The 13984-nt window shown below is 57.6% G+C and carries 14 protein-coding genes and 2 tRNA genes; 9 read left to right on the top strand and 7 right to left on the bottom strand.

Going from position 1 to position 13984, the window contains the following annotated elements:
- Positions 1–75: 75 nt before the first annotated feature.
- The gene (gene norR / locus QRD42_RS00315; RefSeq protein WP_321987927.1) at positions 76–1599 is read left to right on the top strand and encodes a nitric oxide reductase transcriptional regulator NorR; all 1524 of its coding nucleotides are present in this window, start codon (positions 76–78) and stop codon (positions 1597–1599) included.
- Here the strand turns inward: norR and gutQ are convergent.
- The 7 genes from gutQ to srlA form a co-directional block, all read right to left on the bottom strand.
- Entirely contained in the window at positions 1596–2561 is a 966-nt protein-coding gene (gutQ, locus tag QRD42_RS00310) for an arabinose-5-phosphate isomerase GutQ (RefSeq protein WP_321987926.1), read from the bottom strand. The genes norR and gutQ overlap by 4 nt on opposite strands.
- Complete coding sequence (gene srlR, locus QRD42_RS00305; RefSeq protein ID WP_321987925.1) at positions 2554–3327, bottom strand: glucitol operon DNA-binding transcriptional repressor SrlR; 774 nt, start codon at positions 3325–3327, stop codon at positions 2554–2556. The genes gutQ and srlR overlap by 8 nt, the downstream gene beginning before the upstream one ends.
- Positions 3328–3392: 65 nt before the next feature.
- The gene (gene gutM, locus QRD42_RS00300; RefSeq protein ID WP_321987924.1) at positions 3393–3752 is read right to left on the bottom strand and encodes a transcriptional regulator GutM; all 360 of its coding nucleotides are present in this window, start codon (positions 3750–3752) and stop codon (positions 3393–3395) included.
- A gap of 107 nt (positions 3753–3859) precedes the next feature.
- The gene (srlD, locus tag QRD42_RS00295; RefSeq protein WP_072570032.1) at positions 3860–4639 is read right to left on the bottom strand and encodes a sorbitol-6-phosphate dehydrogenase; all 780 of its coding nucleotides are present in this window, start codon (positions 4637–4639) and stop codon (positions 3860–3862) included.
- A gap of 14 nt (positions 4640–4653) precedes the next feature.
- Entirely contained in the window at positions 4654–5016 is a 363-nt protein-coding gene (srlB, locus tag QRD42_RS00290) for a PTS glucitol/sorbitol transporter subunit IIA (RefSeq protein ID WP_318364912.1), read from the bottom strand.
- Positions 5017–5029: 13 nt separating this feature from the next.
- A complete protein-coding gene (locus QRD42_RS00285) occupies positions 5030–5983 on the bottom strand; it encodes a PTS glucitol/sorbitol transporter subunit IIB (RefSeq protein ID WP_072570034.1) in 954 nt (317 codons plus the stop codon).
- Positions 5980–6543 carry a PTS glucitol/sorbitol transporter subunit IIC gene (srlA, locus tag QRD42_RS00280; RefSeq protein WP_321987923.1) on the bottom strand — a complete coding sequence of 188 codons (564 nt, stop codon included), beginning with the start codon at positions 6541–6543 and terminating at the stop codon, positions 5980–5982. Before srlA ends, QRD42_RS00285 begins: the two co-directional genes overlap by 4 nt.
- 270 nt (positions 6544–6813) lie before the next feature.
- Between srlA and mltB the strand changes: the two genes are divergently transcribed.
- The 8 genes from mltB to QRD42_RS00240 all read left to right on the top strand — a co-directional run bounded on the left by mltB (position 6814) and on the right by QRD42_RS00240 (position 13977).
- Entirely contained in the window at positions 6814–7896 is a 1083-nt protein-coding gene (mltB, locus tag QRD42_RS00275; protein WP_321987922.1) for a lytic murein transglycosylase B, read from the top strand.
- Positions 7897–8025: 129 nt separating this feature from the next.
- Complete coding sequence (pncC, locus tag QRD42_RS00270; RefSeq protein WP_321988717.1) at positions 8026–8523, top strand: nicotinamide-nucleotide amidase; 498 nt, start codon at positions 8026–8028, stop codon at positions 8521–8523.
- 89 nt (positions 8524–8612) lie between these two features.
- Positions 8613–9677: a recombinase RecA gene (recA, locus tag QRD42_RS00265; protein WP_072570037.1), complete on the top strand. Its 1065-nt coding sequence runs from the start codon at positions 8613–8615 to the stop codon at positions 9675–9677.
- A gap of 71 nt (positions 9678–9748) precedes the next feature.
- Complete coding sequence (recX, locus tag QRD42_RS00260; RefSeq protein ID WP_072570038.1) at positions 9749–10255, top strand: recombination regulator RecX; 507 nt, start codon at positions 9749–9751, stop codon at positions 10253–10255.
- Between the two features lie 129 nt (positions 10256–10384).
- Complete coding sequence (gene alaS / locus QRD42_RS00255) at positions 10385–13012, top strand: alanine--tRNA ligase (protein WP_321987921.1); 2628 nt, start codon at positions 10385–10387, stop codon at positions 13010–13012.
- Positions 13013–13254: 242 nt separating this feature from the next.
- Positions 13255–13440: a carbon storage regulator CsrA gene (gene csrA / locus QRD42_RS00250; RefSeq protein WP_000906486.1), complete on the top strand. Its 186-nt coding sequence runs from the start codon at positions 13255–13257 to the stop codon at positions 13438–13440.
- A gap of 363 nt (positions 13441–13803) precedes the next feature.
- Positions 13804–13896 (top strand) — tRNA-Ser (locus QRD42_RS00245).
- 4 nt (positions 13897–13900) lie between these two features.
- Positions 13901–13977: transfer RNA gene (locus QRD42_RS00240), tRNA-Arg, on the top strand.
- Positions 13978–13984: the final 7 nt, after the last annotated feature.

The following is a 13984-nucleotide window of genomic DNA, read 5'->3' as shown; positions in this document are numbered from 1 at the left end:
GTAGTTTGTCAAAATGACTATGCTTTTAATGGTCAATATGACACTATGCATTGTCAAATTGACTGTGAGGTGAATATGCGTTTTTCCGTGGAAGCGCTGGCGAAAATCGCCATTGAACTGCAAAGCGATATCGGTCATCAGGATCGCTTTTCCCGGCTGATCGCCACGCTGCGCCAGGTGCTGGGCTGCGATGCCTCGGCGCTGCTGCGCTATGAGGCGCACCAGTTCATTCCGCTGGCTATCGACGGGCTGGCGCAGGACGTGCTGGGGCGACGCTTTTCCCTTGCCGGACACCCACGTCTGGAGGCGATTGCCCGCGCCGGGGACGTGGTGCGCTTTCCCGCAGACAGCGATCTGCCCGATCCCTACGATGGCCTGATCCCCGGTCAGGAGAGCCTGAAAGTGCATGCCTGTCTGGGCCTGCCGCTGTTTGCCGGGCAGAAGCTGATTGGTGCGCTGACCCTTGACGGTATGGAGCCGGATCAGTTCGACGGCTTCAGCGACGAAGCGCTGCGTCTGATCGCCGCGCTGGTGGCCGGGGCGCTCAATAACGCACTACTGATAGCCCAACTGGAAAGTCAGAACGTGCTGCCTGCCGGTGAGAGCAACTTCACGCCGGAGCGCGGGCAGGAGATGATCGGCCTCGCCCCGGCGATGCAGCAGCTGAAAAAAGAGATCGATATCGTCGCCGCCTCGGATCTCAACGTGCTGATCAGCGGCGAAACCGGCACCGGCAAGGAACTGGTGGCGAAAGCGATTCACAGCGGATCGCCACGGGCGGTGAATCCACTGGTCTATCTGAACTGCGCGGCGCTGCCGGAAAGCGTGGCGGAAAGCGAACTCTTCGGTCATGTGAAAGGGGCCTTTACCGGGGCGATCAGCAACCGCAGCGGCAAGTTTGAAATGGCCGATAACGGCACGCTGTTCCTTGATGAAATCGGCGAGCTGTCGCTGGCGTTGCAGGCGAAGCTGCTGCGCGTGTTGCAGTACGGTGATATTCAGCGCGTCGGCGATGACCGCAGTCTGCGGGTGGATGTGCGCGTACTGGCCGCCACCAACCGCGATCTGCGTGAGGAGGTGCTGGCGGGGCGGTTTCGCGCCGATCTGTTCCACCGCCTGAGCGTCTTTCCGCTGTTTGTGCCGCCGCTGCGGGAGCGGGGCGAGGATGTGATCCTGCTGGCGGGTTATTTCTGCGAGCAGTGCCGGATGCGGCTCGGGCTGGCGCAGGTGGTACTGAGCCCCGGCGCGCGGGCGCAGCTGCTGGCGTATGGCTGGCCCGGCAACGTGCGCGAGCTGGAACATGCCATTCATCGCGCGGTGGTGCTGGCGCGGGCCACGCGGGCAGGGGATGAAGTGGTGCTGGAAGCGCATCACTTTGCCTTTAACGATGACGCCGCGCCTGCGGTAACGCCCGCCATCAGCCTGCCGGTGAACGACGCCGCGCTGAACCTGCGGACGGCAACGGAGGATTTTCAGCGCCAGCTGATTGAGAATGCCCTGCGTACCCACAACCATAACTGGGCGGCGAGCGCGCGGGCGCTGGAGATGGACGTCGCCAACCTGCACCGGCTGGCGAAGCGTCTGGGGCTGAAGGGCTAGAGAATGCCCGCCTGGTAGAAGTCCTGTAAGTTGATAGCGCCGGTGAGCACGCCGTTTTCATCCACGACCGGGGCGGCGGCGATTTTGCGCTTCATCAGGATCTCTTTGGCATCAATGGCGCGGCTCTGCGCCTGTAGCGTGACGCCGCCCGGCGTCATGGCGTCGCGCACGGCGGCGTCCAGCTTGCCGCCGCCCACCAGCCAGCGGCGCAGGTCGCCATCGGTAAACACCCCCTGAACGTGCTGCGCGCTGTCGCACACCGCCACCAGCCCCAGCCCGGTACGGCTCAGCTCCAGCATGGCGTCCATCACGCTGGTGTCGAGCTGCACCTGCGGCAGGGCGTCACCGGTACGCATCAGGTGATGCACTTTATTAAGCAACCGCGCGCCCAGCGCCCCCGCCGGATGCGAACGGGCGAAATCTTCTTCGTTAAAACCGCGCGCCTGCATCACCGCCATCGCCAGCGCGTCGCCCATCATCAGCGTGTTAACGGTGCTGGAGGTGGGCGCAAGGTGCATCGGGCAGGCTTCACGCTCCACCGAAATGTCCAGCCAGGCTTTGGCGGCCAGCGCCAGCGGGGAGCGGGATTTACCGGTCATCGCCAGCAGCGCGACGCCTTTTTCTTCCAGCCGCGGAATGATCAGATCCAGCTCTTTTGCGGTACCGGAATAGGAGATAAACAGCAGCAGGTCGCGGCTTTCAATCATGCCAAGATCGCCGTGCAGCGCTTCCGCCGGGTGCACAAAAAACGCCGGGGTACCGGTGCTGGCGAGGGTGGCGGCGATCTTCTTGCCAATGTGTCCGGATTTGCCGATGCCGGAGACAATCACTTTGCCTTCGCAGTGCAGGATGGCGCTGGCGGCGCGCACGAAGTCGTCCCCGAGGCGTTCCGGCAGACGGCTGGCTTCCTGTAATTCCAGCAGCAGGGTCTGGCGGGCAGTATTTAACAGATGTTCACTCATGGCTCTCTCCGGCAATAATCACGTCAATTCCTTTGTCTTCCAGTGCGGCGCGGAACTCCTCAGATATTCCCGCGTCGGTGATCAATTTATCTACGCTCTCCAGACTACAAACAATATTCGGGCTTTTGCGACCAAACTTTGAGGAGTCGGCCATCAGGATCACTTCCCTCGCGGCGTTGCACATGGCTTTACTGACGGTGAACACTTCGTTAAAGGTGGTGACGCCCGCGCTGAGATCGATGCCGTCGGTGCCCATAAACAGCTTATCGAAGCTGAAATGCTCAAAGGCGTTTTCCGCCAGCTGACCGTGGAAGGAGGCGGATTTTTTACGGAAAGTACCGCCCGGCATCAGGATAGTCTGCTCGTTGTCCAGCTCCGACAGGGCGTTCACGATGTGCAGGCTATTGGTCATGACCGTGATGTTATTAAAACGGCTGAGCAGGGGCACCATTTGCAGCACCGTACTGCCTGCGTCGAGGATCAGCGAATCACCATCGTGAATAAAGCCCACCGCCGTTTCGGCGATGCGCGCTTTCTGAGCGGTGTTAATCAGCGCTTTATGATCGATAGGCGGATCCGCTTCGTCCTTATTAAGCACGACGCCGCCATAAGTGCGGATCACCGTACCGGCGTGTTCGAGGATCACCAGATCTTTGCGGATGGTGGTGCCGGTGGTGTCGAACTGCTGCGCCAGTTCATCTACCGAACATTTACCCCGCTGATGCAGATGTTCGAGAATAGCGGCCTGGCGCTGACGTGGTTTCATAGGCGTGGATCCTGCGTGAAATTGCGAACTGATAATTTCGCAAGCTAAAAGCGTTCACAACGAAATTACCCATGTTTCATTTTAAGCGCTAATGATAGAGCATTCTGACAGCGCAGATCATGGGGAAAGATCACATCAGGGCGTAATTCATCACGATGTTTGCCGGTAAGCGCGGAAATTTTTAACGGTCTGGCGAAAACCGTCAGCCCTTTCATCAGTAAGGTGTCCGTCACGCGCTGCTGTTCATCCAGCGCGACGGCGATGACCACGCGGGGCCGGAAGCGTCCACCAGCCCGCCCGACGCCGACCCGCCCGCGCTGGCACAGCTGCTCAAAGGCGCGGTTAAACTGGCGGATCTGCCACCCGCCCAGCGCCAGCTGGCCGATCCAGGCGATGGCGGCGACGGTGATAAGTGCCGTTACCATAGTGACTCCTTAATTGCCGCAATTGCCGGGTGGCGGCTRCGCCTTACCCGGCCTACGGTCATGCAGGGTTGTAGCCCCGGTAAGCGCAGCGCCACCGGGGAATGTTCTCAAAACATCACCTGACCGCCAGTGATATTAATCGACTGCCCGGTGCAGTAAGACGCCAGCGGGCTGGCGTAAAACAGCAGCAGGTTGAGCACATCCTGATAATCGCAGCCGCGCTTCAGCGGCACTTTATCAATGTAATGCTGCTCCACCTGATCGGCGGGAATGCCGAGCTTGCTGGCATACTGCGGGATCAGCGACTGGAACATCGGCGATTTCAGCAGATTACCAAGCATCAGCGAATGCACGGTAATGCCGTACTCCGCCAGATCCAGCGCCAGCGACTGCGTTAACCCCACGCCACCGAACTTGGCGGCGCTGTAGCCGGAATTGTGTTTGCTGCCCACTTTGCCGGATTTCGAGTTGATCTGGATGATGCGCCCGGCGATGCCGTCGCGGATCATCAGCCGAGAAAACTCCCGCGCACAGAGGAAATAGCCCACCAGATTCACCTGCAACGAGCGGTCAAAATCCCCCAGCTCGACGTCGCTGATAAAGGCCGCTTTGGCGATCCCGGCGCTGTATACCAGCAAATCGACGCGGCCAAAAATCTCGTCCACGCCTCGGGAGAGCGCCAGCACGCTCTGTTCGCTGGTGGCGTCTGCCCCGAAACCGTACGCCTTACCTTCGCCGAATTCGGCATTGATCTGCTGTGCGGTGCTGGCGGCTTTATCGCTCTGAATATCCACCACCGCCACACGATAACCCTCTGCGGCCAGCCCACGGCACAGGAACGCCCCTAAGGTCTGTCCTCCGCCAATGACAACGGCAACCTGATCCATACTTTTCTCCTCAACTACGCAGTAAATTTTAAAATGCAGCCCGGCTGGATCGCCGACGGCACCGGCCCGGCGACATGCACCGTGCCGGGAAATTCCGCCTCGCGCTCTCCGTCAAACCGCAGGGTGATATGACCCAGCTCGCGCAGGTTTTCCCCCGCCACCGCCCCCACGGCGGTAACGGGATAGCGCTGTTCCCCCAGCTCAAATACCGCGCCAGGTTGCAGGCTGCCGTGCATTTCGCCGTGACAGTGAATGAAGCAGAACGCCTGAATATCGGCGGGCGCGCCCTCGCGAAAGGTGATCAGCATCTGTTCGTCCAGCGCCTCCGCAGCGCTGTCGCCAATATGGGTGATGGTGGTCTGGTAGATCACGGACATCGTTTATGACCTCTTATTGATAGATGAAACCTGAAACAAACCAGGCGATAAGGACGGTAGGCGCGCCGGTGAGAAAACGGCTGACCAGTACAGAAGGAACGCCGACGCGCACCGTGTCCTGACGCGCTTCCGCCAGCGACAGCCCGACCGGGATGAAGTCGCACGCCGCCTGGGCGTTAATCGCAAACAGGGCGGGCAGGGCGAGATGCGGCGGGATGTGCCCGAGGCCAATCTGTACGCCGATCAGTACGCCAATCACCTGGGCGATGACCGCGCCGGGGCCGAGGAAGGGCGACAGCAGCGGGAAGGAGCAGATCAGCGCCAGCGTCACCAGCCCCAGCGGATGGCTGGCGAGCGGGGCGAGGCCGTGGGCGATCCAGTCGCCCAGACCGGACGCCATGATGATGCCGATCAGCGCCGCGACGAACGCCATAAACGGCAGGATGGTTTTCAGCACCGTATCAATGGTGTCGCGCCCGGCCTGAAAGAGTACCGCCACCGCCGAGCCCATCCCCATGCCGACTTTCGCCAGCAGGCCGTCGCTCTGCTCGGTGATCTTCTTACTGGTGTCGTAATCCCGCGGCGCAGGATTTGCCGTGGCAGCCTGTTCGTGGCGAATGTTTTCCTCTTTCACGCCGGAGACGTAAATGTCTTCGGTGATGTACTGCGCCAGCGGGCCGGATTTGCCGGTGGCGTGGATATTCACCGTCGGGATACGGCGTTTCGGGTAGATGCCGCAGCGCAGGGTGCCGCCGCAGTCGATCACCGCCACGCCGATCTCTGCTTCCGCAGGTTCTCCCTCTTTGAAGCCGTCCACCGCCTGCCAGCCGGTAAGCTGCGCCAGCTTGTCGACGATGGCCGGGCGCGTTCCGGCCGTGATATAGACGATTTTTTTCGGCGTGGTGGCGTCAATCGTCAGCGGGCCGCCCCAGCCGCCGGTGCCCTTTTCAATCACAATGCGCGTCATGATGTTGCTCCTGCCAGGCGGACTTTCTGCTCCAGTTGAATGCCCATTTTTTTCTCAAAAATGGCGGTGGTGAGGTCAGTGACCCAGCCGCGAAAGAAGTTGGTGACGAGGCCGACCAGCAGGTAGCTCACCGCCAGCGGGCCGAGGGGTAAACCCAGCGTAGTGAGGCCGCTGGCGATGCCCAGATAGACAAACAGTTCGCCGGGATTAATGTGCGGGAACAGGCCGTTCATCGAGTGGCAGCTATAGGACGCGGCGGCGTAATAGCTCGGCTTGTATTTTTCCGGCATAAAACGGCCCAGGCTGAGCGTCATCGGATTACAGAACACAAAAGTGCCGACCAGCGGCAGCAGCAGATAGCGGGTAACGGGATTACCGGCGCAGCCCTGCGCCAGTCGTTCGATGCGTTGCTGACCAATAAAGTTAATCAGCGCGTTCATGATCACCAGCAGACTGATCAGCAACGGCAGAATGCCCGTCACCATGCCGGTAAATACTTGGCCACCTTTCTGAAACAGCCCGATAAACCACTCGGCGCCGTGCGTGATGGTTTCGATCATTCTTTTCTCCTCCAGGGTAGGGTCTTTTGCACGGCTAATAATAATCACTTTGAAAGGTTTGAAAGTGTTATTCAGATCTCATTATGAAAGATAAAATGATCGAAATGAAAGATTTTAAGGAAAAGAAGGGGAGTAAACGTTCGTTTTGCAAGATTTAGGCGGGGCGCAGGAGAATGTTGCGGCGACTTCTCTTTGCCGCTTCCTTGTGGACAGGCAGATGCTTTACCATAATTCCCTCTCGCCGAATTCGTTATCTTATATGGATGTCCCATGTTTAAGCGTCGTTACGCAGCTCTTTTACCTGTGCTGGTTCTGCTCTCCGCCTGTAGCAGTAAACCAAAATCCACTCAGGCTCCCGCCACTGCGGGCACGCCGCCTGCCGGCGGATTCCTGCTGGAGCCGCAGCATACTATGCTCAATCCGGCCGGCGATTTTGCCAACAACCCGGCGGCTGAACAGTTCATTGATATGATGGTCAGCAAACACGGTTTTGACCGTCAGCAACTGCATGAGATCCTCTCGCAGGCGAAGCGCCTTGATTCCGTGCTGCGCCTGATGGATCGCCAGGCGCCGACCGCCAGCGTACCCTCAGGGCCAACCGGTGCCTGGCTGCGTTACCGTAAACAGTTCATCACGCCGGATAACGTGCAAAATGGCGTTGCCTTCTGGGATCAATATGAAGATGCGCTGAATCGCGCGTGGCAGGTGTACGGCGTGCCGCCGGAAATCATCGTCGGCATCATCGGCGTGGAAACCCGCTGGGGCCGCGTGATGGGTAAAACCCGCATTCTGGATGCGCTGGCAACCCTGTCATTCGCCTATCCGCGCCGGGCCGCCTATTTCTCTTCCGAACTGGAAACCTTCCTGCTGATGGCGCGCGATGAGAGCGACGATCCGCTCGATTTGAAAGGTTCTTTTGCCGGGGCGATGGGCTACGGACAGTTTATGCCGTCCTCCTATAAAGAGTATGCCGTTGATTTTAATGGCGACGGGCATATCAACCTGTGGGATCCGGTGGATGCTATCGGCAGCGTGGCCAACTACTTCAAAGAGCATGGCTGGGTGAAAGGCGATCTGGTGGCAGTACCGGCCATCGGGCAGGCGCCGGGGCTGGCGAACGGCTTCAAAACCAAATACAGCGTTGCGCAGCTGGCGGCGGCGGGCTTAACGCCGCAGCAATCGCTGGGTAATCATCAGGAAGCGAGCCTGCTGCGCCTCGATGTGGGCACCGGCTACGAATACTGGTACGGTCTGCCGAACTTCTACGCCATTACCCGCTATAACCACAGCACCCACTATGCAATGGCCGTCTGGCAGCTCGGTCAGACAGTAGCGCTGTCGCGCGTTAAGTAATAACGATAAAGGCCGGCGTCCGCTGGCCTTTTTTCTGAAGCCCCCTCGTAAAATCGACTTCCCGCCCCCACCTTTATTGAGAAGATGCTATCTTGTCTGCCATGTTTTTATTCACTTACGGGAGTCATGATGACAGACAGTGAATTGATGCATCTGAGCGAGCGTATCGGACAGGCGCTCAAAGCGCGGGGCGCTACAGTAACGACCGCGGAATCCTGCACCGGTGGCTGGGTGGCGAAAGTCATCACCGATATTGCGGGCAGTTCCGCCTGGTTTGAACGCGGTTTTGTCACCTATAGTAACGAAGCGAAAGCGCAGATGATTGGCGTTAAGCCCGCCACGCTGGAACAGCATGGCGCGGTGAGCGAGCCGGTGGTGGTTGAGATGGCGATAGGCGCCATTAAAGCCGCCCGCGCGGACTATGCGATCGCCATCAGCGGCATTGCCGGACCGAACGGCGGCACAGCTACCAAGCCCGTCGGCACCGTGTGGTTTGGCTTTGCCAGCGCCGCAGGCGAGGGGATCACCCGCTGTGAATGCTTCAGCGGCGACCGCGAAAATGTGCGTCGTCAGGCCACGGCTTATGCCCTGCAAACGCTATGGCAACAATTTCTACAAAACACTTGATACTGTATGAGCATACAGTATAATTGCCGCAACAGTTAAGAATTCCCGGTTGAGCACCACCTGCTTTACCCGGCATGACAGGAGTAATAATGGCTATCGACGAAAACAAACAGAAAGCGTTGGCGGCAGCACTGGGCCAGATCGAAAAGCAATTCGGTAAAGGCTCCATCATGCGCCTGGGTGAAGACCGTTCCATGGATGTGGAAACTATCTCCACCGGTTCGCTTTCTCTGGATATTGCACTGGGCGCAGGCGGTTTGCCGATGGGCCGTATCGTAGAAATCTACGGGCCGGAATCCTCAGGTAAAACAACCTTAACCCTTCAGGTTATCGCGGCGGCGCAGCGTCAGGGTAAAACCTGTGCGTTTATCGATGCTGAACATGCGCTGGATCCTGTCTACGCACGTAAGCTGGGCGTGGATATTGATAACCTGCTGTGTTCTCAGCCGGATACCGGTGAGCAGGCGCTGGAAATCTGTGACGCGCTCGCGCGCTCAGGCGCCGTTGACGTGCTGGTGGTTGACTCCGTTGCAGCGCTGACCCCGAAAGCCGAAATCGAAGGCGAAATCGGTGACTCTCACATGGGCCTCGCGGCACGTATGATGAGCCAGGCGATGCGTAAACTGGCGGGTAACCTGAAGCAATCCAACACGCTGCTGATCTTCATCAACCAGATCCGTATGAAAATTGGTGTGATGTTCGGTAACCCGGAAACCACCACCGGTGGTAACGCGCTGAAATTCTACGCTTCCGTGCGTCTCGACATCCGCCGTATCGGCGCGGTGAAAGAGGGCGATAACGTAGTGGGCAGCGAAACCCGCGTGAAGGTTGTGAAGAACAAGATCGCCGCGCCGTTCAAACAGGCTGAATTCCAGATCCTCTACGGGGAAGGTATTAACTTCTACGGCGAACTGGTTGACCTGGGCGTGAAAGAGAAGTTCATCGAGAAAGCAGGTGCATGGTACAGCTACAACGGTGAGAAAATCGGTCAGGGTAAAGCGAACGCCACTACCTGGCTGAAAGAGAACCCGGAAACGGCGAAGGAAATTGAGAAGAAAGTGCGTGACGCGCTGCTCAGTAATCCGGATACCAAGCCTGACTTCACCGTTGATGACAACGATGAACACGCGAAAGAAGGCGACGAAGATTTCTGATAATCTTATGTAACCGATAAAAAGGGCTGCTTATGCAGCCCTTTTGCTATTCCATTCCCAGCAGGTGTGCTATGTCTGATTCTGATACTACGCCCCGTCGTTCCGCCTATGCCCGGTTACTGGATCGGGCAATGCGTATCCTCGCGATGCGCGATCACAGCGAACAGGAGTTTCGCCGCAAACTCACCGCGCCCGTTATGACCAAAACCGGGCCGGAGCCGGTGGATGCCAGCGAAGAAGATATCAATAACGTCGTCAACTGGTGCTTTGAAAATCGCTACCTTGATGACGATCGTTTCGCCCGCCAGTTTATTGCCAGCCGCGGGCGCAAAGGTTACGGCCCGTCGCGCATCAGCCAGGAGCTGAACCAGAAAGGCATTGGCCGGGAAGCCGCGCAGGCGGCGATGCGCGAGTGTGATATTGACTGGACGGCGCTGGCCCGCGAGCAGGCCTACCGCAAATATGGCGAGCCGCTGCCCACCGCCTTCGCCGATAAAGTGAAAGTACAGCGATTTCTGATGTACCGCGGCTTTATGATGGAAGATATTCAGGCGCTGTGGCGAAATTTTGATGATTGACTGCATACGGGATTTTACTTCGCAGTAAAGAAAACTTATCTTATTCCCACTTTTTCCGGTAGTTGGCGGCGTTCTCTACGCAGTCAACCGCCGGCTACGATAATACGTTAGCTTGATTTCAGGATAATTATGAGCAAGAGCACCGCTGAGATCCGTCAGGCGTTTCTCGACTTTTTCCATAGTAAGGGCCATCAGGTAGTTGCCAGCAGCTCCCTGGTTCCAAATAACGACCCGACTCTGCTGTTTACCAACGCCGGGATGAACCAGTTCAAGGATGTATTCCTTGGTCTCGACAAGCGTAATTATTCCCGCGCGACCACCTCGCAGCGCTGCGTGCGTGCGGGCGGTAAACACAATGACCTGGAAAACGTCGGTTACACCGCGCGTCACCATACCTTCTTCGAAATGCTGGGTAACTTCAGCTTCGGCGATTACTTCAAACACGAAGCCATTCAGTTCGCATGGGAACTGCTGACCGGTGAAAACTGGTTTGCCCTGCCGAAAGAGCGTTTGTGGGTAACCGTGTATGCCACTGACGACGAAGCGTACGACATCTGGGAAAAAGAAGTCGGCATTCCGCGCGAACGTATCATCCGTATCGGTGATAACAAAGGCGCGCCATACGCTTCCGACAACTTCTGGCAGATGGGTGACACCGGTCCGTGCGGCCCGTGCACCGAGATTTTCTACGATCATGGCGATCACATCTGGGGCGGGCCTCCGGGTAGCCCGGAAGAAGACGGCGACCGCTACATTGAGATCTGGAACATCGTCTTTATGCAGTTCAACCGCCAGGCCGATGGCACCATGGAACCGCTGCCGAAGCCGTCCGTGGATACCGGTATGGGCCTTGAGCGTATTGCCGCCGTACTGCAACATGTGAACTCTAACTACGATATCGATCTGTTCAGCAAACTTATCGAAGCCGTAGCGAAAGTGACGGGCGCGACGGATCTGAGCAACAAATCCCTGCGCGTCATTGCCGACCATATTCGTTCCTGTGCCTTCCTGATTGCGGATGGCGTGCTGCCGTCGAATGAAAACCGTGGCTACGTGCTGCGCCGCATCATTCGTCGCGCGGTGCGTCATGGCAACATGCTGGGCGCGAAAGACACCTTCTTCTACAAACTCGTCGGTCCGCTGATCGCGGTGATGGGCGCGGCAGGGGAAGATCTGCAACGCCAGCAGGCGCAGGTTGAGCAGGTGCTGAAAACCGAAGAAGAGCAGTTTGCCCGCACGCTGGAGCGTGGCCTGGCGCTGCTGGATGAAGAGCTGTCGAAGCTGACCGGCGACACGCTGGACGGTGAAACCGCCTTCCGTCTGTACGATACCTACGGTTTCCCGGTGGATCTGACCGCCGACGTGTGCCGTGAGCGTAATCTGAAAGTGGACGAAGCGGGCTTCGAAGCCGCAATGGAAGAGCAGCGCCGTCGCGCGCGTGAATCCAGCGGTTTTGGCGCCGATTACAATGCGATGATCCGCGTTGACGGCAGCACCGAATTCAAAGGCTACGACCACCTTGAGCTGACCGCAAAAGTCACCGCGCTCTTTGTCGACGGTAAAGCGGTAGACGCCATCACAGTCGGTCAGGATGCGGTGGTGGTGCTGGATGAAACGCCTTTCTACGCCGAATCCGGCGGTCAGGTGGGCGATAAGGGCGAGCTGAAAGGCAATGGCTTCACCTTTACCGTTACTGACACGCAGAAATACGGTCAGGCAATTGGCCACCAGGGCAAACTGGCGTCCGGCGTGCTGAAGCTGGGCGATGGCGTAAAAGCGGAAGTTGACGAGGCTCGCCGCGAACGTATTCGTCTGAACCACTCCGCCACGCACCTGATGCACGCCGCGCTGCGCGAAGTGCTGGGTACGCATGTGGCGCAGAAAGGTTCTCTGGTTAACGACAAGATCCTGCGCTTTGACTTCTCGCATTTCGAAGCGATGAAACCGTCAGAGATCCGTGCGGTTGAAGATCTGGTGAACGCGCAAATCCGCCGTAACCTGCCGATCGAAACCAATATCATGGAACTGGAAGCCGCACGCGCGAAGGGCGCAATGGCGCTGTTCGGCGAGAAATATGATGATCGCGTGCGCGTGCTGAGCATGGGCGATTTCTCAACGGAGCTGTGCGGCGGGACTCACGCCTCACGTACCGGTGACATTGGCCTGTTCCGTATTGTGTCGGAATCCGGCACCGCCGCTGGCGTGCGTCGTATCGAAGCCGTCACCGGCGAAGGGGCGATTGCCAGCCTGCACGCGGAAAGCGATCAGCTGCATGACATTGCGCAGTTGCTGAAAGGCGACAGCCAGAACCTGGGCGAGAAAGTGCGCAGCGTTCTGGATAAAACGCGTCAGCTTGAGAAAGAGCTGCAACACCTGAAAGAACAACAGGCAGCCCTGGAGAGCGCAAGCTTGTCCAGCAAAGCCGAAGACATCAATGGCGTGAAGCTGCTGGTCAGCGAACTGGCAGGCGTTGAGCCGAAGATGCTGCGTACCATGGTCGACGATCTGAAGAATCAGTTAGGTTCTACTATAATCGTGCTGGCTACGGTGGCAGAGGGTAAGGTTTCTCTGATTGCGGGTGTGTCTAAGGATGTGACCGACCGCGTGAAAGCAGGGGAACTGGTAGGAATGGTAGCCCAACAAGTGGGGGGCAAAGGGGGCGGTCGACCGGATATGGCGCAAGCCGGCGGTACCGATGCGTCAGCGCTTCCCGCAGCACTGGCCAGCGTTAAAACCTGGGTAAGTGCGAAGCTGTAAATAACGAAAAAGCGCAGGCAAATGCCATGACTCAGGTTGTGGCATTTTTGCCACTACGCTTTTGATAACGATAAAGTCAGGTTGAAGTTGTGTATATCGGCTAAACTTACGTTTAACAGAAAGTAATAGTGGTGATAGCTGTCGCTTCAGATACTGGTCATCACATACTTTTTTGACGTTTATGATGGATAATGCCGGGATACAGAGAGACCCGACTCTTTTAATCTTTCAAGGAGCAAAGAATGCTGATTCTGACTCGTCGAGTTGGTGAGACCCTCATGATAGGGGATGAGGTCACTGTGACTGTTTTAGGCGTTAAGGGCAACCAGGTACGTATTGGGGTCAATGCTCCTAAAGAAGTGTCCGTTCACCGTGAAGAAATCTACCAGCGTATCCAGGCTGAAAAATCCCAGCAGTCCAGCTATTGATATTATCGCGTCTCGCCCCCCGGCGAGGCGCGGTTCATTCCCGCTATTTTCCTCCTCTTTCGTGACACTATCATTTCCTTTTAATTTCCCTGTGCATCCGCACGTGCAAATTCTTTGACTATTCTGCGCTTTTTTATCGCCATGGGGCTGAACCGCCTCCGCCAGCTACAGCGGCCGCGCCTGCTAAAATCTGCTGATAAAACATCCTTTTTGCGCTTTTTGCAGTCTAATTGTCTGCGAAGTGTGCAATCGATTCAGGGCTGGGAAAAATTGTTTGACTTATAAGTCCCAGAAAGTAATATGTGCGCCACGCAGCGACGATGAGCAGAAACAAGTTCTTCGAAGCACTCGTAAGAGGCGTGTGGTGAGGTGGCCGAGAGGCTGAAGGCGCTCCCCTGCTAAGGGAGTATGCGGTCAAAAGCTGCATCCGGGGTTCGAATCCCCGCCTCACCGCCATTTTGCATCCGTAGCTCAGCTGGATAGAGTACTCGGCTACGAACCGAGCGGTCGGAGGTTCGAATCCTCCCGGATGCACCATTCTCCC

Origin of the sequence: Enterobacter sp. PGRG2 (genome assembly GCF_030291195.1) — a bacterium.
Taxonomy (GTDB): Bacteria; Pseudomonadota; Gammaproteobacteria; order Enterobacterales; family Enterobacteriaceae; genus Enterobacter_D.
Note: the sequence above shows the minus strand (reverse complement) of the source record. Positions and strands in the feature narration are given on the sequence as shown.

What these genes read in the sequence shown, in the direction of transcription:
- recX (WP_072570038.1), top strand. Translation starts at nt 9,749, where the DNA reads ATGTCTGATTCTGATACTACGCCCCGTCGTTCCGCCTATGCCCGGTTA.
- QRD42_RS00285 (WP_072570034.1), bottom strand. Translation starts at nt 5,983, where the DNA reads ATGACGCGCATTGTGATTGAAAAGGGCACCGGCGGCTGGGGCGGCCCG.
- srlB (WP_318364912.1), bottom strand. Translation starts at nt 5,016, where the DNA reads ATGTCCGTGATCTACCAGACCACCATCACCCATATTGGCGACAGCGCT.
- srlR (WP_321987925.1), bottom strand. Translation starts at nt 3,327, where the DNA reads ATGAAACCACGTCAGCGCCAGGCCGCTATTCTCGAACATCTGCATCAG.
- srlA (WP_321987923.1), bottom strand. Translation starts at nt 6,543, where the DNA reads ATGATCGAAACCATCACGCACGGCGCCGAGTGGTTTATCGGGCTGTTT.
- srlD (WP_072570032.1), bottom strand. Translation starts at nt 4,639, where the DNA reads ATGGATCAGGTTGCCGTTGTCATTGGCGGAGGACAGACCTTAGGGGCG.
- alaS (WP_321987921.1), top strand. Translation starts at nt 10,385, where the DNA reads ATGAGCAAGAGCACCGCTGAGATCCGTCAGGCGTTTCTCGACTTTTTC.
- gutQ (WP_321987926.1), bottom strand. Translation starts at nt 2,561, where the DNA reads ATGAGTGAACATCTGTTAAATACTGCCCGCCAGACCCTGCTGCTGGAA.
- mltB (WP_321987922.1), top strand. Translation starts at nt 6,814, where the DNA reads ATGTTTAAGCGTCGTTACGCAGCTCTTTTACCTGTGCTGGTTCTGCTC.
- gutM (WP_321987924.1), bottom strand. Translation starts at nt 3,752, where the DNA reads ATGGTAACGGCACTTATCACCGTCGCCGCCATCGCCTGGATCGGCCAG.
- recA (WP_072570037.1), top strand. Translation starts at nt 8,613, where the DNA reads ATGGCTATCGACGAAAACAAACAGAAAGCGTTGGCGGCAGCACTGGGC.
- pncC (WP_321988717.1), top strand. Translation starts at nt 8,026, where the DNA reads ATGACAGACAGTGAATTGATGCATCTGAGCGAGCGTATCGGACAGGCG.
- norR (WP_321987927.1), top strand. Translation starts at nt 76, where the DNA reads ATGCGTTTTTCCGTGGAAGCGCTGGCGAAAATCGCCATTGAACTGCAA.
- csrA (WP_000906486.1), top strand. Translation starts at nt 13,255, where the DNA reads ATGCTGATTCTGACTCGTCGAGTTGGTGAGACCCTCATGATAGGGGAT.